Origin of the sequence: Streptomyces sp. CB02058 (assembly GCF_001905505.1) — a bacterium.
Classification (GTDB): Bacteria; Actinomycetota; Actinomycetes; order Streptomycetales; family Streptomycetaceae; genus Streptomyces.
On sequence record NZ_LIPG01000002.1, the window covers coordinates 898,340 to 915,387 of the forward strand.

Sequence of the window (17,048 nt, forward strand, 5' to 3'; positions counted from 1 at the left end):
TTCGACTCCGGTGCGGCCCGGTGGCGTCACGGGGCCCCGCACGATGCTTGAATGCGCACGTGAACGACTTCGACGTACCCGACGGCATCGACGTACTGCGCGTGTTCTGCGGCCCGGACGGCCGCCACGGCAATCCGCTCGGTGTCGTACGCGACGGGACCGCCTACCCCGACGACGACTCCCGGCAGGCGCTCGCCCGCAAGCTCGGCTTCAGCGAGACGGTGTTCGTGGACGACCCGGAGCGCGGGACCGTCGACATCCGCACACCGGGGCTGCGGCTGCCCTTCGCCGGGCATCCGCTGGTCGGCACGGCCTGGCTGCTCGACCTGGACCTCCTGGAGCTGCCCGTCGGCGATGTGACGGCACGCCAGGACGGCGAGTTCACGTGGATCACCGCGCGCCCCGAGTGGGCTCCGCCGAGGACGCTGGAGCGCTACGACTCCGTCGCGGAGGTCGAGGCGCTGACGGGGCCGCCGCCCGGCGAGGGCTGGGTCTACGTCTGGGCCTGGGAGGACGAGGCCGCGGGGCGCGTACGGGCGCGGGCCTTCCCGCGCCGCGACGACGGCATCGACGAGGACGAGGCGACGGGCGCGGCGGCCATCCTGCTGAGCGCCGAGCTCGGCCGCGCCCTGAACATCACACAAGGACGCGGCTCCCAGCTCCTCACCGCGCCCGCTCCGGACGGCACGATCGAGGTCGGGGGCCGCGTCCTCCTGGTGGTCGCGTCCTGAGTCCGTGACGGTGTGATCAGGCGCTGAGCGGGAAGACCTCGCCGAGCTCGCGGAAGACGGCGGTGTTCAGCGCGAAGGCGCGCTTGCACTCGTCGACGATGCGCTGCTTCTCCAGGTCGTCCGCGTTCACCGCGTCCAGCAGCTCCCGGTACTCCCGCTTGAAGGCGGCCGGGTTGGAGATCTGCTCGAAGACGTAGAAGCGCACCCCGTCGCCCTTGCGCTCGAAGCCCCAGGTCTTCTCCGCGGTGCCGCGGATGATCTGGCCGCCCGAGAGGTCCCCGAGGTACCGGGTGTAGTGGTGCGCTATGTAGCCGGCCGGCCACTCACGGGCGCACTCGGCGACCCGCTCGGCGTACGCGGCGGTCGCGGGCAGCGGCTCCAGCCCCTCGCGCCACCCCTCGCCCCGCAGATGCGCGAGATCGCGCTCCAGCTCGGCGCGGCGCATCAGCTCCGGCTGGATGAAGGGTCCGGCGACCGGGTCCTCGCGCAGGGCCTCCGCGCCGTCCTCCAGCGCACGGTAGACGAACCACAGCTGCTCGGTGTACCGCGTGTACGCGTCCACACCGAGCCGCCCGCCGAGCATGTCGCTCATGAAGGTCGAGGACTCGGCCTCCGTGTGCTGCTCGTGCGAGGCGGTGCGGATGAGCGTGGAGAACGGCGTGGTGGTGGCGGTTGCGTCCAAGGCGGGCCTCCGGGGACCAGGGGACGGGGAAGTCCGGACAGAAACGTACATACCGGTGTCAGGCGTACGCGCTGCCGCGCACCGATGTGCCGATCCTCCTACTTAGGCTTACCTAAGTCAACAGCTTCCCGACTCCCTGTCGGCAAGACCGCCGCAGCGCGACGCGTGCTACGGAAGGGTCAGGATGTCCGCCCCCGTCTCGGTCACCACCAGTGTGTGCTCGAACTGCGCGGTCCGCTTCCGGTCCTTCGTGACCACGGTCCAGCCGTCGTCCCACATGTCGTAGTCGTGGCTCCCGAGCGTCAGCATCGGCTCGATGGTGAACGTCATCCCGGGCTGCATCACGGTCGTCGCGTGCGGGCTGTCGTAGTGCGGGATGATCAGGCCGGAGTGGAACGAGGAGTTGATCCCGTGCCCGGTGAAGTCCCTCACCACGCCGTAGCCGAACCGCTTGGCGTACGACTCGATGACGCGCCCGATCACATTGATCTGCCGTCCGGGCCGCACCGCCTTGATCGCGCGGTTCAGGGACTCCCGGGTGCGCTCCACCAGGAGCCGCGACTCCTCGTCGACGTCGCCGCAGAAGTAGGTGGCGTTGTTGTCGCCGTGCACCCCGTTGATGTACGCCGTGACGTCGAGGTTCACGATGTCGCCGTCCCGCAGCACCGTGGAGTCGGGGATGCCGTGGCAGATGACCTCGTTGAGCGAGGTGCAGAGCGACTTGGGGAAGCCCCGGTAGCCGAGGGTCGAGGGGTACGCCCCGTGGTCCACCATGAAGTCGTGGGCGACCCGGTCGAGTTCATCGGTGGTGACGCCGGGTGCGATGTGCTTGGCGGCCTCCTCCATCGCCTGCGCCGCGATGCGGCCCGCGATCCGCATGCGCTCCACGGTGTCGGAGTCCTGGATCTCCGGCCCGGTGTACGGCGTGGGGGCGGGCTTTCCCACGTACTCGGGGCGCCGGATGTTTCCCGGAACGGAACGGACGGGAGTGATCTCCCCTGGTACGAGCAGCGACTGGCCAGACATGTCAGCGAGTCTAACCAGCGTGCGCGGGGCACCATGGCGGAGAGGAAAGGATCCCGCGATGGCTCTGTTCAAGAAGCGCACGGTGGGCAAACCGGGCGAATGGTACTACTGCCTGGAGCACAAGAAGGTGGAGGAGGGCCCCGAGTGCCCCGGGAAGGACCGCTTCGGTCCGTACGCCACCCCGGGGGAGGCGCAGCGCGCGATGGACACGGCGCGTGAGCGGAACCTGGAGTGGGAGAACGACCCCAAGTGGCACGACCGGACGGACGGGACTCCGGACCGGTCCGACTGAGCCCTGCGGCGCGCCGGTCCTGTCCCCGCCCGCCGAGGCAGGGGCAGGGCGCCTCACCAGCGGGCCGGCGGCGGGGCCGTCAGCTGGTCGGCCAGCCGTGAGAGGCGGTCGCGGAACGTGCGCCGGCCACGGGTGGACGGGGTGCCGTTCTCCCCGGCCGCCGCGCTGACCAGGTGCTGCACCGTGTCCAGGTCCACCTCGTCGTCGCCGGTCACGCTCAGCGCCTCATGGGCCAGCCCCCGCACCTCGGGGTCCCCGCCGTCCAGCGAGAGCACCGTCGCCCCCGCGCGCCGCGCGTCGTGCACCCGCTCCAGCAGCCCGCCGTCCGCCCGGCCGGGTGCCACCACCAGCAGCGTCTCGCCGCGCCCGGCCGCCTCGATCCGGCCCAGGCCGACCGCCAGGTGCACCGGGTCGTCCGGCTCCACCCGGTGGCGTACGAGCGTGGGGCGCAGCTGCGGCAGTCCCGACCAGGTGGACTCGTCCACCAGATGCGCCGCCATGTGCCACGGCTCGTAGACCTCGGTCCCCACCAGCAGCAGCCCGCCGCCCTGCGGCACGACCGAGGACCGCAGGGTCCGGGCGAAGCCGCGGGCCGCGGCGGGCCACTCCGTCCCCGAGAGGACCTCACGCAGCAGGGCGACACGTACGGCATCCATGGCCCGGCATCATGCCCCCGGCGGCGTCCCCGTGACTGCCCTATGGCCGTATTCCACCCGAACGGGAGGGAGTGCGGCGGGGCTCGAGCCGTGACGCTCGTCGCAGCGCGACCACGATTCGAGTCCCTCTCTTTACCTGGCAGTAGGGTCGGCGCCATGACTACGAATGACAGTGGCAGCGCCCCCAAGCCCCCCGCCAAGGACCCCTGGGACCTCCCCGACGTGTCCGGTCTCACCGTCGGCGTCCTCGGCGGAACCGGCCCCCAGGGCCGGGGTCTCGCCTACCGCTTCGCCCGCGCCGGGCAGAAGGTCGTCATCGGCTCCCGCGCCGCCGACCGCGCCGAGGCCGCCGCGGCCGAGCTGGGCCACGGTGTCGAGGGCGCGGACAACGCCGAGTGCGCCCGCCGCAGCGACGTCGTGATCGTGGCCGTGCCGTGGGACGGCCACGCCAAGACGCTGGAGTCGCTGCGCGAGGAGCTCGCGGGCAAGCTCGTCATCGACTGCGTCAACCCGCTCGGCTTCGACAAGAAGGGCGCCTACGCCCTGAAGCCCGAGGAGGGCAGCGCCGCCGAGCAGGCCGCCGCCCTGCTCCCCGACTCCCGGGTGACCGCCGCCTTCCACCACCTCTCGGCGGTGCTGCTCCAGGACGAGTCGATCGAGGAGATCGACACCGATGTGCTGGTGCTGGGCGAGGCCCGCGCCGACACCGACACCGTGCAGGCGCTCGCCGGCCGTATCCCCGGCATGCGCGGCGTCTTCGCCGGCCGGCTGCGCAACGCGCACCAGGTCGAGTCCCTGGTGGCGAACCTGATCTCCGTCAACCGCCGCTACAAGGCACACGCGGGGCTGCGCACCACCGACGTGTGAGCCCGTGCCCGGAGCCGAATCGGGCATGAGGGACACTGGACGGGACCGCGCACCATCCCCGGACAGGAGCACCAGCCCTCATGCCCCGCCTCGCTCTCTACGCCATCCTCGTCTGCGTCCTCGCCGTCGCCGCGGCCGTGGTCTCCTTCGTCCAGGGCAGCATCCTGCTCGGCGTCGTCTGGGTGCTGCTGGTCGGCCTCTCCTCGAACATGGCGTGGTTCTACGTGCGCAAGCACAAGGCGGAGTCCCGCGCCGAAGCGGCCTGACACCGTCCACCTGAGGTCTCTCGTTCGCATCTTGGCGGGCTCGCGTGCCCCGATCCGGACGAGGGGCCTCAGCGGATCAGCGCGCACCCCGGGTCCTGGTCTCCGAACCACTCCTGCCAGAAGCGGTAGGTGTCGAGCCCGCAGTAGGTCTCGACCTCGCTGACGCCCAGGCCGCGCAGCAGCGCGTCCACCGCGTCGAAGAAGAAGCCGTTGACCTCCGGGACCCACAGGAGTCCGAAGACCGCGATCAGCCCGAAGGGCGCGAACGGCTCGACCTGGCGCCGGATCCTGTACGAGAGCCACGGCTCGATCACGCCGTAGCCGTCGAGCCCCGGGACCGGCAGGAAGTTCAGGATCGCCGCCGTCACCTGGAGCAGCGCCAGGAACGCCAGCGCGAGCCGGAAGGGCAGAGGCACCCCGTCCAGCGCGTCCAGCCAGAACGGTGCCGTGCAGACGACCGCGAACAGCACGTTCGTCAGGGGGCCCGCCGCCGAGATCAGGCTGTGCTTCCAGCGCCCGCTGATCCGGCCCCGCTCGATGTAGACCGCGCCGCCCGGCAGGCCGATGCCGCCCATGATCACGAAGAGCACGGGCAGCACGATGCTCAGCAGCGCGTGGGTGTACTTGAGCGGATTGAGGGTCAGATAGCCCTTCGCGCCGATCGAGATGTCGCCGCTGTGCAGCGCGGTGCGCGCGTGCGCGTACTCGTGGAGGCAGAGCGAGACGATCCAGGCGGCCGTGACGAAGAGGAAGACCGCGAAGCCGGTCTGCTCGGCGAAGTCCGTCCACACCGCCCACCCGGACACGGCCATGACGGCGACGATCCCGAGGAAGATCGGACTGATCCGCCGGTCGCTGCGGCGGCGGAACGCGGTGGTCATCGGCGGCACTCCAGGGGCTGGACGGCGGCTTGCGGCATACGACGAGCCCCCGACAGTACGGGTGGCACGGCGAGAACGTCCCACAACCGGGTGGTGGTTCCACACGGGCCTGGGCCGTCGCGGACAATGGGCCCGTGCACTACAGCATCCTCGGTACCACCCGCGCGCTGCGCGCCGACGGCTCGGCCGTCGCCCTCGGCGGGGCGCGGCTGCGTGCCCTGCTCACCGTGCTCGCCCTGCGCGCCGGCCGCACGGTCCCGGTCGGGATGCTCGTCGACGAGGTGTGGGACGGCGACCCGCCCGCCGACGCCCCGGGAGCACTGCAGGCGCTCGTGGGCCGGCTCAGGCGCGCGCTGGGCCGGGACGCCGTCGCGTCCGACGAGAACGGCTACCGCCTCACCGCCGACCCCGACGGTGTGGACCTGTACCGCTTCGAGCGGCTCGCGGGGGAGGGCGCCCGGGCGCTGGCCGAGGGCGACGCGGTGAAGGCCGTCACCGTCCTCGACGACGCGCTCGCCCTCTGGCACGGCCCCGCCCTCGCGGATCTGCCGGACCGTGCCGTGGCCGCGGCCCGCTGGGAGGCCCTGCGCCTGGACGCGCGCAGGACGAGGATCGAGGCCGTGCTCGCGCAGGGGCACGCCGACGACGCCCTGCCCGAGCTCGCCGGGCTCTGCGCGGACCACCCGCTCGACGAACCCCTGCAGGCTCTGCGCATCAGGGCGTTGCGGGACGCCGGACGCACCGCGCAGGCGCTCGCGGCGTACGACGAGGTGCGCACCCTGCTGGCCGACCGGCTCGGCGCGGACCCCGGCCCCGCGCTGCGCGCGCTGCACGAGGAACTGCTGCGCCAGGACGGGCCCGCGCCGGCCCCCGTACCCCCTGCCGGGCGGCCGGGCAATCTGCGGGCCAGGCTCACCAGCTTCGTGGGACGCGACACGGACATCGCGGAGCTGCGCGAGGATCTGGCCCAGGCCCGGCTGGTCACCCTGCTGGGCCCCGGCGGCGCGGGCAAGACCAGGCTCTCCCAGGAGGCGGCCGAGTCCGTCGGTCCCGCCGCCTGGCCGGACGGCGTCTGGCTCGCCGAGCTCGCCCCCGTTGACGATCCCGGGGCGGTTCCCGAGGCCGTCCTCACCGCGCTCGGCGGACGCGAGACCGTGCTGCGCGGGGCGGGCGCCGAGGAGCTCAGGGCGGCCGAACGGGGCGCGGGCGACCCCCTCACCCGGCTCACCGAACACTGCTACGGGCGCCGCATGCTGCTGCTCCTGGACAACTGCGAGCACGTAGTGGAGGCCGCCGCGGCACTCGCCGACCATCTGCTGGCCGCCTGCCCCGGGCTCACGATCCTCGCGACCAGCCGCGAACCGCTCGGCGTACCGGGGGAGTTCGTCCGGCCGGTCGACCCGCTGCCCGGTCCGATGGCGCTGCGCCTGTTCGCCGAGCGGGGCGCCGCCGCGCTCTCCGGCTTCCGGGCCGACGCGGACGAGCGGACGGCGGAGGCCGCCGCCGAGATCTGCCGCCGCCTGGACGGACTGCCGCTCGCGATCGAACTCGCCGCGGCCCGGCTCCGCATGCTCACCCCGCGCCAGATCGCCGACCGCCTGGACGACCGCTTCCGCCTGCTCACCGGCGGCAGCCGCACCGTGCTGCCGCGCCAGCAGACGCTGCGGGCGGTCGTCGACTGGTCCTGGGACCTCCTGGACGAGGACGAACGCGTCACCCTGCGACGGCTGTCGGTCTTCTCCGGCGGCTGCACCCTCCCCGCGGCCGAGGCGGTCTGCGCGGACGGGGCGCGGGACACGCAGGACGTCGCGGGGCTGCTCGGCTCGCTCGTCGACAAGTCCCTCGTCGTCGCCGCGCCCGCGGAGGACGGCCGGATGCGCTACCGCCTCCTGGAGACCGTCGGTGAGTACGCCGCCGAGCGGCTCGACGAGGCGGGCGAGCGGGACGCCGTCGAACGCCGGCACCTCGTGTTCTTCCGGGAGCTGGCCCGCACGACCGACCCTGAACTCAGGGGCGCGGGACAGCTCGCGGCGCTGGGGCTGTTCCAGCGCGAGTACGAGAACCTGCGCACCGCCCTGCGGCGCGTGGTCGCCGCCCGCGACGAGCAGGAGGCGCTGTGCATGGTGCTCTCGCTCTGCTGGTACTGGCAGATGCGTGATCTGCGCGTCGACGCCCTGCACTGGGCCGGGGCCGCGTCCGCGCTCGGCCCCGATCCGTTCGCCGGGCCCGCCGTCCCCGCGCCCTCCATCGTCGAGCGGTGTACCGACGCGCCGCCGCCGATGGGCCCCGAACTGCTCCAGGAGGCGCGACGTCAGGTGGCGCTGCTCCGGATGGCCTCCCTCGACCACGCGATGGACGTCTGGGCCAACGAGGCCGGCCTGGCACGCCTGCGGGTCGTGTCCGCCACCTACCGGGCCGGCCAGCCGCAGACCTGCCGGAGCCCGGGGTCGCTCTGGTTCTTCGCCGTCATGCTCACCGGGGACATCTCCCAGATGCGCGGACTGCTGGACGAGACCGTCCGGGCCTCACGGGAGCTCGGTGACGGCTGGGAGCTGGCCGGCATGCTCCAGATGCGTGCCAATGTGCTGGCCAACCGCCCCGACTGGGCCGCGGACGCCCATGCCGACGCCGACGAGAGCCTGGAGATCTTCAGCGGGCTCGGTGACGACTGGGGCACCGCGGAGGCGCTCTCCTCGCGCGGCGAGGCCAACGAGAAGGAGGGCGACTACGTCCGCGCGGCAGAGGACTACCAGGCCGCGATCGGTTACGCGGAGAAGCTCGGCGCCAGGGCCCAGGTGCTGGTGCTCCGCACCCGCTACGCTGCCGCGCTGACCGAGATCGGCCGGGCCGCCGAGGGCGAGGCGATCTTCAGGGAGGTGCTCGCCGAAGGACGGCACGCGGGGCACGAGGCGACGGCGTTCGCCCGTTTCTTCCTGGCCCTGTCCCTGGGCATGTCGGGCCGTACCGCCGAGGCGCGCGAGCAGCTCGACGTGCTGAACAGGGACTTCGCGGACGCGACCTCGGGAGTCTTCGAGGCGTTCGTCCTGGGCGGCGTGGCCTGGCTGGACAACGAGGAGGGCCTGTACGAGGACGCCCTGACCCGGAGCCGGGAGGCGCTGGCGCGGGCCGACGACCCCTTGTCGCAGATGGTGGCGCCGCAGATGCACGTGGTCTATCTGGCCACCGTGGCGCGGGCGCTGGCCGGGCTCGGCGGAGAGCGCCGGGCCGCGTTCGCGGCGCGGCTGCTGGCCGCCGGCCGGCTGCTGCTGCCGGCGGGGCATGTGCTGACACGGCTGGAGCGGTCCAACTACGCCGCCGCCGAGGAGCTGGCCCGGGGCGTCCTCGGGGACGCCTACGAGGCCGCGTACGCCGAGGGCGGTGGCCTCTCCCTGGAGGAGGCCACCGCCCTCGTCGCGGCGTACCGGGACTGAACTACCGCCCCGTCAGGACTTCTTGCGGAACTTGGCCACCGCGAGGGGGGCCATCACCGCGGTGATGACGACGGTCCAGCCCAGCGTCACCCAGACGGAGTGGGCGAGCGGGCCTCCCATCATCAGGGCGCGGGCGGCGTCGGCCAGGTTGGACAGCGGGTTGTAGTCGGTGAACGTCTGGAGCCAGCCCGGCATGGTCTGGGTCGGCGCGAAGATGGACGAACCGAACTGGAGCGGCATCAGCACGAGCATCCCCATTCCCTGGACGGCCTGTGCCGTCTTCATGGTCAGTCCGAGCAGGATGAAGATCCACATGATGGCGGCGCCGAACGCGGCCGACAGGGCGATCGCCCCTATCAGCCCGAGCACGGACTCCTGGAGCTCCATGCCGAGCGCGAAGCCCATGGCCAGCAGGATCAGCGTGGCGACCATCATCCTGCCGAGCTCGACCACGATCTTGGCGATGAGCACCGAGGAGCGGGCGATCGGCATCGTGCGGAACCGGTCCATGACCCCCTTGCGGAAGTCGTCGTTGACACCGGAACCGACCGCCATGGCGATGTTCATGCCCATCATCGCCATCAGGCCGGGGATCAGGTAGTTGAGGTACTCCTGCCGGCCGCCGCCCATGCTGCCGCCGACCGAGCCGCCGAAGACGTACACGAACAGCAGCGTGAAGATGACTGGCATCAGGAGCGCGTCGAACATCGACTCCGGATCCTTCTTGATCTGGAGCAGATTGCGCCGCACCAGCGCCCCGATGTGGCGCAGGTTGTTCCGGAGTCCGATCCGGCCCTCGTCGTGGAGCTTCCTGGCCGGGGCGGACGCGGTCGCGTCGGTGGGCGTGGGCGTCAGAGTCGTCGTGCTCATGCCGCGACCTCCTGGGGAGTCGTGTCGGTGACGGTGGCTTTGTCGCCCGTGATGGCGAGGAACACCTCGTCCAGGCTGGGCAGCGCGGTGGACACATGGGCCAGGGAGAAGCCCCGGGTGCCGAGGAGGCCGATGACGGCGGTCAGCTGCTGGTCGCTGAGGATCGGTACGTACAGCAGGCCCTCGTCCGGGACCGCCTGGGCGCCCGCGACACCGTCGAGACCGGTCTCCCGCAGCGCCTGTGCCATGGCGGCCAGTTCGGCCGGGTCGGAGGGCCGGATCTGCAGGGTCCGGCCGCCGACCTTGGCCTTGAGCTCGTCGACACCGCCCCGGGCGATGATCCTGCCGTGGTCGATGACGGTGAGCTCGCTGGCGAGCTGTTCGGCCTCTTCCATGTACTGGGTGGTGAGCAGCACGGTCGCCCCCTCCGCGACCATCCTCTGCACCTCGTCCCAGACCTCGTTGCGGGTACGGGGGTCGAGGCCCGTCGTCGGCTCGTCCAGATAGAGGACGGCGGGGCTGCCGATCATGGAGGCGGCCAGGTCGAGCCGCCGGCGCATACCGCCGGAGTAGTCCATGGCGGCCTTCTTCGCCGCGTCGGTGAGCGAGAAGCGCTCCAGCAGCTCGTCGGCGCGGGACCTGGCCTTCTTGCGCGGCAGGTCGAGCAGCCGCCCGATCATGTAGAGGTTCTCCCAGCCGGAGAGCTTCTCGTCGACCGAGGCGTACTGCCCGGTCAGGCCGATGGTGCGGCGCAGCTGCCGGGGCTGCTTCACCACGTCGTAGCCGGCCACGACCGCGTGCCCGGCGTCGGGCTGGATCAGGGTGGAGAGGCAGCGTACGAGGGTGGTCTTGCCGGCGCCGTTGGGTCCGAGCACACCGAGGACGGTGCCCTCGCGCACATCGAGGTCCACACCGTCCAGCGCCTTGGTCTCGCCGTAGTGCTTGACCAGCCCCCGTACCTCGACGGCGTTCGTACCGCCCCTGAGGTTCTTGTCGTTTCGCGTCATGGACACCATCAGACCAGCCGCCACCGACAAGTCACCGACATGTCGGTGACAGCCGGCCCAGGACGGGCGACAGCCCGCCGATGGGGGAAGTCGGCGGGCTGTCGGTGGTGCGGCAGTGGTCGGCTGGGCGTCAGTGGAAGGTGTGCTCCGCCGCGGGGAACGTGCCGCCGACGACCTCTTCGGCGTACTCCCTGGCGGCGTCGGTCATCACCTGACGCAGGTTGGCGTACTGCTTGGTGAAGCGCGGCACCTTGCCGCCGGTCAGTCCGGCCATGTCGGTCCAGACCAGCACCTGGGCGTCCGTCTCGGGCCCGGCGCCGATGCCGACGGTCGGGATGTGCAGGGTGCGGGTCACCTCGGCGGCCAGCTCGGACGGCACGAGCTCCAGGACGACGGCGAACGCGCCCGCGTCCTGCACCGCCTTCGCGTCGCGCAGCAGCTGCTGGGCCGCCTCCTCGCCCCGGCCCTGGACCCGGTAACCCATCGCGTTGACCGACTGCGGGGTCAGGCCGATGTGGCCCATGACCGGGATACCGGCCTCGACCAGCAGCCTGATCTGCTCGTGCGAGCGCTCGCCGCCCTCCAGCTTGACCGCGCCGACGCCGGCGTCCTTGATCAGCCGGGTGGCGTTGCGCAGGGCCTGGACCGGGCCCTCCTGGTACGCCCCGAAGGGCAGGTCGGCCACGATGAGGGCGCGCTTGGTGCCCCGCACGACGGCGGCCGAGAGGATGGCCATCTCGTCCATGGTGACCGGGACGGTGGTCTCGTAGCCGAGGTGGCAGTTGCCCATGGAGTCGCCGACGAGCATGACCGGGATGCCGGCCTCGTCGAAGACGGACGCGGTCATCGCGTCGTAGGCGGTGAGCATGGGCCACTTCTCGCCGCGCTCGGTGGCGGCGGCGATGTCGTGGACGCTGATACGGCGGGTGCTCTTGCCCCCGTACAGGGCCTTGCCGGTACCGGGAGTGGGGCCCGCGGGGGGTGTGGACTGATTCTGCGCAGCCTGAAGCGACATGGCCAACGGCTCCTTCGTCATCTCGAGGCGCCCTGACGGCGTCCCCGGATCCCTTCCATGGTGGCATCCCTCGGCGGTTCCCGTGAAGTGGGCCCACCGGGCGGGGGTGAACGCGGTGTCCGGTGAACGGTGCGCGGCGCCCGGGTAAAGTCTTTCCAATACGAGACGGTTCCGTATTGGAATGCCATTAGAGTCGTCGCCATGTCCATACCGTCCGGCGTCCCCGCCGCCGCGCCCCGTGTCCCGGAGGCGGTCCACCGCCGCCGCTGGGTCATCCTCGGCGTCCTCATGTTCAGCCTGCTCATCGTCGTTCTGGACAACTCGATCCTGAACGTCGCGGTCAAGACGATCGCCAGCCCCGCGCCCACCGGCATCGGCGCCACCCAGAGCGAGCTGGAGTGGGCGATCAACTCCTACACGCTCGTCTTCGCCGGGCTGCTCTTCACCGCCGGACTGCTGGGCGACCGCATCGGCCGCAAGAAGGTCCTGCTCGCGGGCATCCTCGTCTTCGGCATCGGCTCGGCGCTGGCCGCCCTCTCCACCTCGCCCGGCGAACTCATCACCTGGCGCGCGCTGATGGGCCTCGGCGCGGCGTTCGTGATGCCCGCCACCCTCGCCGTCCTGATGAACGTCTTCGAGCGCGACGAGCAGCCCAAGGCCATCGGCATCTGGGCCGGCAGCGTCGGCCTCGGCATCGCGATCGGCCCGATCACCGGCGGGGCGCTCCTGGAGCACTTCTGGTGGGGCTCGATCTTCCTGGTCAACGTGCCCGTGGTGGTCATCGCGCTCATCGCCATGGCCGTTCTCGTCCCCGACTCCCGCGACCCCGACCCGGGCCGCGTCGACCCGCTCGGCGTCGTCCTGTCCATCGTCGGCCTGGTCCTGCTGGTCTACGGCATCATCCGCGGCGGCGAGCTGGCCTCCTTCACCGACATCACCGTCCTCGCGCCGGTGATCGGCGGGCTGCTGGTGCTGGCGGGCTTCGTGTGGCACGAGAAGCGCAGCAGCCATCCGTCCATCGACATCTCGTACTTCAGGAAGCCGGCCTTCTCGGCCGCCGTCGCCGCCATCGCGCTGGTCTTCTTCGCGCTGATGGGGGTCACCTTCTTCTCCGCCTTCTACCTCCAGAGCGTGCGCGGCTACACCGCGCTGGAGTCCGGGCTGCTGATCCTGCCGCTCGCCGTCGCGCAGATGGTCTTCTCGCCGCGCGCCCGGCTGGTCGTGGACCGCTTCGGCGCCCGCGTGGTCTGCACGGTGGGCATGCTGCTCGTCGCAGGAGGCCTCGCGGCCTTCGCGCTGTTCGACGCGGACACGCCCCTCTGGGTGCTCTGCCTGGTCTTCTTCGTCCAGGGCACCGGCATGGCGCACATCATGCCGCCGGTCACCGTCGCCGTGATGCAGGCCCTGCCCCGGGAGCGGGCCGGCTCGGGCTCCGCGATCAACAACACCTTCCGCCAGGTCGGCGGGGCGCTCGGCATCGCCGTACTGGGCTCGGTGCTCTCCACGGTCTACCGGGGTGACATCGAGGACCACCTCGGCGACGTGCCCGCCGGTGCGCGGGACGTCGCGGGGGAGTCCATCGAGGCGACCCTCGGCGTCGCGGAGAAGCTGGGCGCGGCGGGCAGGCCGCTGGTCGCGGCGGCGAACGACGCCTTCATCGGCGCGATGCACGTCACCGCGCTCGGCTCGGCAGCGGTCGCCCTGGTCGGCGCCGCGGTGGTCGCCGCGTTCCTGCCGGGCCGGCAGCCCGCCCCGGGGGAGTCTCCGGCCGGAACCCGCCCGCCCGAGCAGGTTCCGGCGGCGGGGGAGCCCGCGCACCGGTCCTGAACCCGCCCGCCGTTCGCCCCGGCCCCCGCCGGTCGGCGAGAATCGGTGGGGACGGCGAGCAGTGAACGCGGACGGCGCAGCGAGAGGCGGCCCAGGTGCGGCAGGCGGCACAGAACCCGGCGCGGGACCCGGCCGGGGTCCAGGCTGAGGACCCCGGCGAGGGCGCGGAGCCGCCCTGCCAGGAGCCGGAGCCCCGCAGGGGCCGCCCCCGCAGCGCGGCCGTGGAGCGGGCGATCCTGGACGCGGTCGTCCAGCTGCTGGAGACGGGGGAGACCCTGGACGGCCTGTCCATCGAGCGCATCGCCCGCACCGCCGGGGTCGGCAAGGCCACGATCTACCGCCGCTGGAGCGGCAAGGAGGAGCTCTTCGTCGACGTCCTGCGCGACATCGAGCCGCCCGACCCCACCGTCTCCGGCACCGCCGGCCTGGACGATCTGCGCATCATGCTGGAGTCCATGCGTACGCGCAGTCTCGCCCAGCGTTCCTCCGCCGTCCTGCACAACGTGTTCGTGCAGATGAAGAAGCACCCGAGGCTCTGGACCGAGTACCAGAGCACCGTCCTGGGCCCGCGCCGCGCCGCCATGCTGGCCGCCGTGCAGCGGGCCGTGGACGCGGGGGAACTCCGTGACGACCTCGACGTGGAGCTCATGAACGACCTCTTCCTGGGGCCCATGCTCGTACGCACCGTCCACCGCCCCGATGCCGCGCTTCCGGAGGACCTCGCCGACCGCATCATCGCCACCCTTCTCCAGGGTCTCGCGCCACGGCCGGCGAAACCGCAGGTCACAGCCGGGGAACCGACGACCGCCCCTGTGTGATCGTTCTGTCACAAGCCTCACAACCACCCGTTCCGCCGGAACCCGGCGCGGTGCCTGTGTCGTCCTGATGGCAGTACGGCCGTCGTCGACGGCGGGAATGGCGCCACCCATCGCCTAGGGTCGTGAGGCGCGGTGATGTGTACGGCAAGGCAGTGAGGACGAGCGCAATGGTGCAGGCGTACAGGGCGGACACCGAGAACGCCGGCGCGGGTCCGCAGCCGGACTCACGCCTCCAGGCCCTGCGCCGCAGACTGGCCTCCGACCGGGGTATCTGGCGGCGGGGCATCGTCCTGGCGCTCTGCTCCGTCCTGCTGACGCTCGTGATGGTCCTCCACGCGGACATCCCGAACGCCATCGGCAACCTGGGCAGCCTCATCGAGACCTTCCTGCCGTGGTTCGGCCTGCTCGTGCCCGTGCTGCTGGTCCTGGGCCTGCTCCGGCGCTCCGCCACCGCGGTGATCGCCCTGATCCTGCCGGTCGCGGTCTGGCTCAACCTCTTCGGCGGCCTCCTCTTCGCCGACAAGTCGGGCAGCGGGGGCGACCTCACCGTCGCCACGCACAACGTCAACGCGGGCAACCCCGACCCCGCGGGCACCGCCCAGCAGGTGGCCGGTTCCGGCGCGGACGTCGTGGCCCTCCAGGAACTGCCCGGCGGCAAGGTCGCGGCGTACGAGGACGCGCTCGCCGACCGCTATCCGTACCACTCCGTCCAGGGCACCGTCGGTCTCTGGAGCAAGTACCCGGTGACCGACTCCAAGCCCGTCGACATCAAGCTGGGCTGGACCCGGGCCATGCGCGCCACGGTCACCACCCCCGAGGGCCGGGTCAAGGTGTACGTCGCGCACCTCCCCTCCGTGCGGGTCAAGCTGAACGCGGGCTTCACGGCCAACCAGCGCGACGACAGCGCGGACGCGCTCGGCGAGGCCATCGCCGACGAACCGCTGGAGCGGGTGGTCCTGCTCGGCGATCTGAACGGCACGATGAACGACCGCTCGCTGAACGCCGTCACCGCCCAGATGCGCTCCACCCAGGGCGCGGCGGGCGACGGCTTCGGCTTCAGCTGGCCGGCGTCCTTCCCCATGGCCCGGATCGACCAGATCATGGTGCGCGGCGTCGAACCCCTCGCCTCCTGGACCCTCCCCGCCACGGACAGCGACCACCTTCCGATCGCCGCCCGCGTGGAGCTCTGAGCGAGCGGGTACGCTCCCTCCCATGTCCAGCCCCGAGTCCGACAGACTCCGGCCGCCGGTTCGCCGGTGGCCGGTCACCGACGCCGCAAGCCTCTGACCCCCGTGGTCACCGGGCTTCCCCCGTCGCGCCGTCCGTCACCGCGGGACCGTTGCCGGCGGTGCGGGCCGACTCTCGTGTCCCGTGCGGACACCGGACATTCCACCGCGTTGCCGTCCCCGCGCCCAGGCGCGTGACGACGGGCGCGGCCCGCATCCCCGTACACCGCTCGTTCCTCCGACGGTTCCGTACAAGGGGTTCCTTCTCTCATGCCATTCGCCGTGTACGTGCTCGGGCTGGCGGTCTTCGCCCAGGGCACATCGGAATTCATGCTGTCCGGCCTGCTCTCCGGCATCGCCGGTGACCTGGACGTCTCGCTGGGCGCCGCGGGCCTGTTGACCTCGGCCTTCGCCGTCGGGATGGTGGTCGGCGCGCCGCTCACCGCCCTGGCGGGCCGCACCTGGCCCCGGCGCCGGGCGCTGCTGTTCTTCCTCGGGGTCTTCGTCGCCGTCCATGTCGCCGGCGCGCTGACCTCCAGCTATACCGTGCTGCTCGCCACCCGGGTCGCCGGGGCGCTGGCCAACGCGGGCTTCTGGGCGGTGGCGCTGGTCACCGCACTGGCCCTGGCGGGCCCCGAGCGGCGGGCCCGGGCCACCGCCGTGGTCGTCGGCGGGGTCACCGTCGCCTGCGTGGTGGGCGTCCCCGCCGGGGCGGTGCTCGGCGAACTCTGGGGCTGGCGCTCGGCGTTCTGGGCCGTGGCCCTCGTCTCCGTACCGGCCGCCGTCGCCCTGCTCGTCGCCGTCCCGGGAGGCCGCCCCGAGGACGCGCGGCGGGTGAGCGCGCGAAGCGAACTGGCCGCCCTGGCCCGGCCGCGGCTGGTGCTGACCCTGCTGGTGATGGCGCTCGTGCAGGGGGCGACCTTCTGCGCCTTCTCCTATCTGGAGCCCCTGGTCACCCGGGTCACCGGCTTCGGCGCGGGCTGGGTGCCGGTGGTCCTCGCGCTGTTCGGCGTCGGCTCGTTCGTGGGCGTCACGCTGGCGGGACGCCTGGCCGACACCCGGCCGGGCGTGGTCGTCGGATGCGGCATGGCGGCACTGACGGCGGGCTGGGCGGCGCTCGCGCTGGCCGCGGCCCACCCGGTGGCCGCCCTCGTCCTCGTGCTGCTCCAGGGGGCGCTCGCCTTCGGTACGGGAACGGCGTTGATCACCAGGGTCTTCCAACTGGCCCCCGACGCGCCCACGATGGCCGGTTCCTTCGCGACGGCCGCCTTCAACGTGGGTGCGGCGGCGGGCCCTTGGCTGGGCGGCCTGGCCCTCGGCGCGGGTCTCGGCTTCCGCGCACCGGTCTGGGTGAGCGCCCTGCTGATGTGCCTGGCCCTCGCGGGTGCGGGGGTGCTCGCGGCGGTGCCCGCCGCGGCGGGTACTCCCCGCCTCCCGGTGCCGGAGCGGTGAC

At 72.3% G+C, this 17,048-nt stretch carries 16 protein-coding genes; 9 read left to right on the plus strand and 7 right to left on the minus strand.

Annotation, left to right across the window (positions count from 1 at the left end):
• The first annotated feature begins 59 nt into the window (after window positions 1–59).
• Window positions 60–731 (plus strand): PhzF family phenazine biosynthesis protein, encoded by a 672-nt coding sequence (locus AMK10_RS11265; RefSeq protein WP_073747527.1) that lies wholly within the window; start codon window positions 60–62, stop codon window positions 729–731.
• A 16-nt stretch (window positions 732–747) separates the two neighbouring features.
• On the opposite strand, the gene AMK10_RS11270 is transcribed toward AMK10_RS11265, so the two are convergent.
• Together AMK10_RS11270 and map are read right to left on the minus strand one after the other, a co-directional pair.
• Window positions 748–1,413 carry a biliverdin-producing heme oxygenase gene (locus AMK10_RS11270; RefSeq protein WP_073747528.1) on the minus strand — a complete coding sequence of 222 codons (666 nt, stop codon included), beginning with the start codon at window positions 1,411–1,413 and terminating at the stop codon, window positions 748–750.
• 168 nt (window positions 1,414–1,581) lie between these two features.
• Window positions 1,582–2,439, minus strand: a complete 858-nt coding sequence (gene map, locus AMK10_RS11275; protein ID WP_073747529.1) for a type I methionyl aminopeptidase — start codon at window positions 2,437–2,439, stop codon at window positions 1,582–1,584.
• A 58-nt stretch (window positions 2,440–2,497) separates the two neighbouring features.
• Here map and AMK10_RS11280 point away from each other — a divergent pair, with 58 nt between their 5' ends.
• A complete protein-coding gene (locus tag AMK10_RS11280; RefSeq protein ID WP_073747530.1) occupies window positions 2,498–2,731 on the plus strand; it encodes a hypothetical protein in 234 nt (77 codons plus the stop codon).
• Window positions 2,732–2,784: 53 nt separating this feature from the next.
• On the opposite strand, the gene AMK10_RS11285 is transcribed toward AMK10_RS11280, so the two are convergent.
• Window positions 2,785–3,387: a hypothetical protein gene (locus AMK10_RS11285; protein ID WP_073747531.1), complete on the minus strand. Its 603-nt coding sequence runs from the start codon at window positions 3,385–3,387 to the stop codon at window positions 2,785–2,787.
• 156 nt (window positions 3,388–3,543) lie between these two features.
• On the opposite strand from AMK10_RS11285, the gene npdG reads away from it, so the two are divergent.
• The gene (gene npdG / locus AMK10_RS11290) at window positions 3,544–4,254 is read left to right on the plus strand and encodes an NADPH-dependent F420 reductase (protein ID WP_073747532.1); all 711 of its coding nucleotides are present in this window, start codon (window positions 3,544–3,546) and stop codon (window positions 4,252–4,254) included.
• Between the two features lie 80 nt (window positions 4,255–4,334).
• Window positions 4,335–4,520 (plus strand): hypothetical protein, encoded by a 186-nt coding sequence (locus AMK10_RS11295; protein ID WP_073747533.1) that lies wholly within the window; start codon window positions 4,335–4,337, stop codon window positions 4,518–4,520.
• Between the two features lie 68 nt (window positions 4,521–4,588).
• Here AMK10_RS11295 and AMK10_RS11300 read toward each other — a convergent pair whose 3' ends face one another.
• The gene (locus AMK10_RS11300; RefSeq protein WP_073747534.1) at window positions 4,589–5,401 is read right to left on the minus strand and encodes a site-2 protease family protein; all 813 of its coding nucleotides are present in this window, start codon (window positions 5,399–5,401) and stop codon (window positions 4,589–4,591) included.
• A 134-nt stretch (window positions 5,402–5,535) separates the two neighbouring features.
• On the opposite strand from AMK10_RS11300, the gene AMK10_RS11305 reads away from it, so the two are divergent.
• Complete coding sequence (locus AMK10_RS11305; protein WP_073747535.1) at window positions 5,536–8,832, plus strand: BTAD domain-containing putative transcriptional regulator; 3,297 nt, start codon at window positions 5,536–5,538, stop codon at window positions 8,830–8,832.
• A 12-nt stretch (window positions 8,833–8,844) separates the two neighbouring features.
• Here the strand turns inward: AMK10_RS11305 and AMK10_RS11310 are convergent, their stop codons facing one another.
• From AMK10_RS11310 to panB, 3 genes are all read right to left on the minus strand, one after another.
• A complete protein-coding gene (locus AMK10_RS11310; RefSeq protein ID WP_073747536.1) occupies window positions 8,845–9,702 on the minus strand; it encodes an ABC transporter permease in 858 nt (285 codons plus the stop codon).
• Window positions 9,699–10,718, minus strand: a complete 1,020-nt coding sequence (locus AMK10_RS11315; protein ID WP_107428400.1) for an ATP-binding cassette domain-containing protein — start codon at window positions 10,716–10,718, stop codon at window positions 9,699–9,701. The genes AMK10_RS11310 and AMK10_RS11315 overlap by 4 nt, the downstream gene beginning before the upstream one ends.
• Before the next feature lie 121 nt (window positions 10,719–10,839).
• Window positions 10,840–11,724 (minus strand): 3-methyl-2-oxobutanoate hydroxymethyltransferase, encoded by an 885-nt coding sequence (panB, locus tag AMK10_RS11320; RefSeq protein ID WP_073747538.1) that lies wholly within the window; start codon window positions 11,722–11,724, stop codon window positions 10,840–10,842.
• A gap of 201 nt (window positions 11,725–11,925) precedes the next feature.
• On the opposite strand from panB, the gene AMK10_RS11325 reads away from it, so the two are divergent.
• From AMK10_RS11325 to AMK10_RS11340, 4 genes are all read left to right on the plus strand, one after another.
• Window positions 11,926–13,551, plus strand: a complete 1,626-nt coding sequence (locus AMK10_RS11325; protein ID WP_073747539.1) for an MFS transporter — start codon at window positions 11,926–11,928, stop codon at window positions 13,549–13,551.
• Window positions 13,552–13,646: 95 nt separating this feature from the next.
• Window positions 13,647–14,369: a TetR/AcrR family transcriptional regulator gene (locus AMK10_RS11330; RefSeq protein WP_073747540.1), complete on the plus strand. Its 723-nt coding sequence runs from the start codon at window positions 13,647–13,649 to the stop codon at window positions 14,367–14,369.
• 239 nt (window positions 14,370–14,608) lie between these two features.
• Entirely contained in the window at window positions 14,609–15,559 is a 951-nt protein-coding gene (locus AMK10_RS11335) for an endonuclease/exonuclease/phosphatase family protein (protein ID WP_073748033.1), read from the plus strand.
• Between the two features lie 306 nt (window positions 15,560–15,865).
• Window positions 15,866–17,047 (plus strand): Cmx/CmrA family chloramphenicol efflux MFS transporter, encoded by a 1,182-nt coding sequence (locus AMK10_RS11340; RefSeq protein WP_073747541.1) that lies wholly within the window; start codon window positions 15,866–15,868, stop codon window positions 17,045–17,047.
• Window position 17,048 lies beyond the last annotated feature (1 nt).

Bases quoted from the DNA above. Each gene is read 5' to 3' on its own strand.
- map (WP_073747529.1), bottom strand. From the start codon at position 2,439: ATGTCTGGCCAGTCGCTGCTCGTACCAGGGGAGATCACTCCCGTCCGT.
- AMK10_RS11280 (WP_073747530.1), top strand. From the start codon at position 2,498: ATGGCTCTGTTCAAGAAGCGCACGGTGGGCAAACCGGGCGAATGGTAC.
- AMK10_RS11285 (WP_073747531.1), bottom strand. From the start codon at position 3,387: ATGGATGCCGTACGTGTCGCCCTGCTGCGTGAGGTCCTCTCGGGGACG.
- npdG (WP_073747532.1), top strand. From the start codon at position 3,544: ATGACTACGAATGACAGTGGCAGCGCCCCCAAGCCCCCCGCCAAGGAC.
- AMK10_RS11295 (WP_073747533.1), top strand. From the start codon at position 4,335: ATGCCCCGCCTCGCTCTCTACGCCATCCTCGTCTGCGTCCTCGCCGTC.
- AMK10_RS11300 (WP_073747534.1), bottom strand. From the start codon at position 5,401: ATGACCACCGCGTTCCGCCGCCGCAGCGACCGGCGGATCAGTCCGATC.
- AMK10_RS11310 (WP_073747536.1), bottom strand. From the start codon at position 9,702: ATGAGCACGACGACTCTGACGCCCACGCCCACCGACGCGACCGCGTCC.
- AMK10_RS11315 (WP_107428400.1), bottom strand. From the start codon at position 10,718: ATGGTGTCCATGACGCGAAACGACAAGAACCTCAGGGGCGGTACGAAC.
- panB (WP_073747538.1), bottom strand. From the start codon at position 11,724: ATGTCGCTTCAGGCTGCGCAGAATCAGTCCACACCCCCCGCGGGCCCC.
- AMK10_RS11325 (WP_073747539.1), top strand. From the start codon at position 11,926: ATGTCCATACCGTCCGGCGTCCCCGCCGCCGCGCCCCGTGTCCCGGAG.
- AMK10_RS11340 (WP_073747541.1), top strand. From the start codon at position 15,866: ATGCCATTCGCCGTGTACGTGCTCGGGCTGGCGGTCTTCGCCCAGGGC.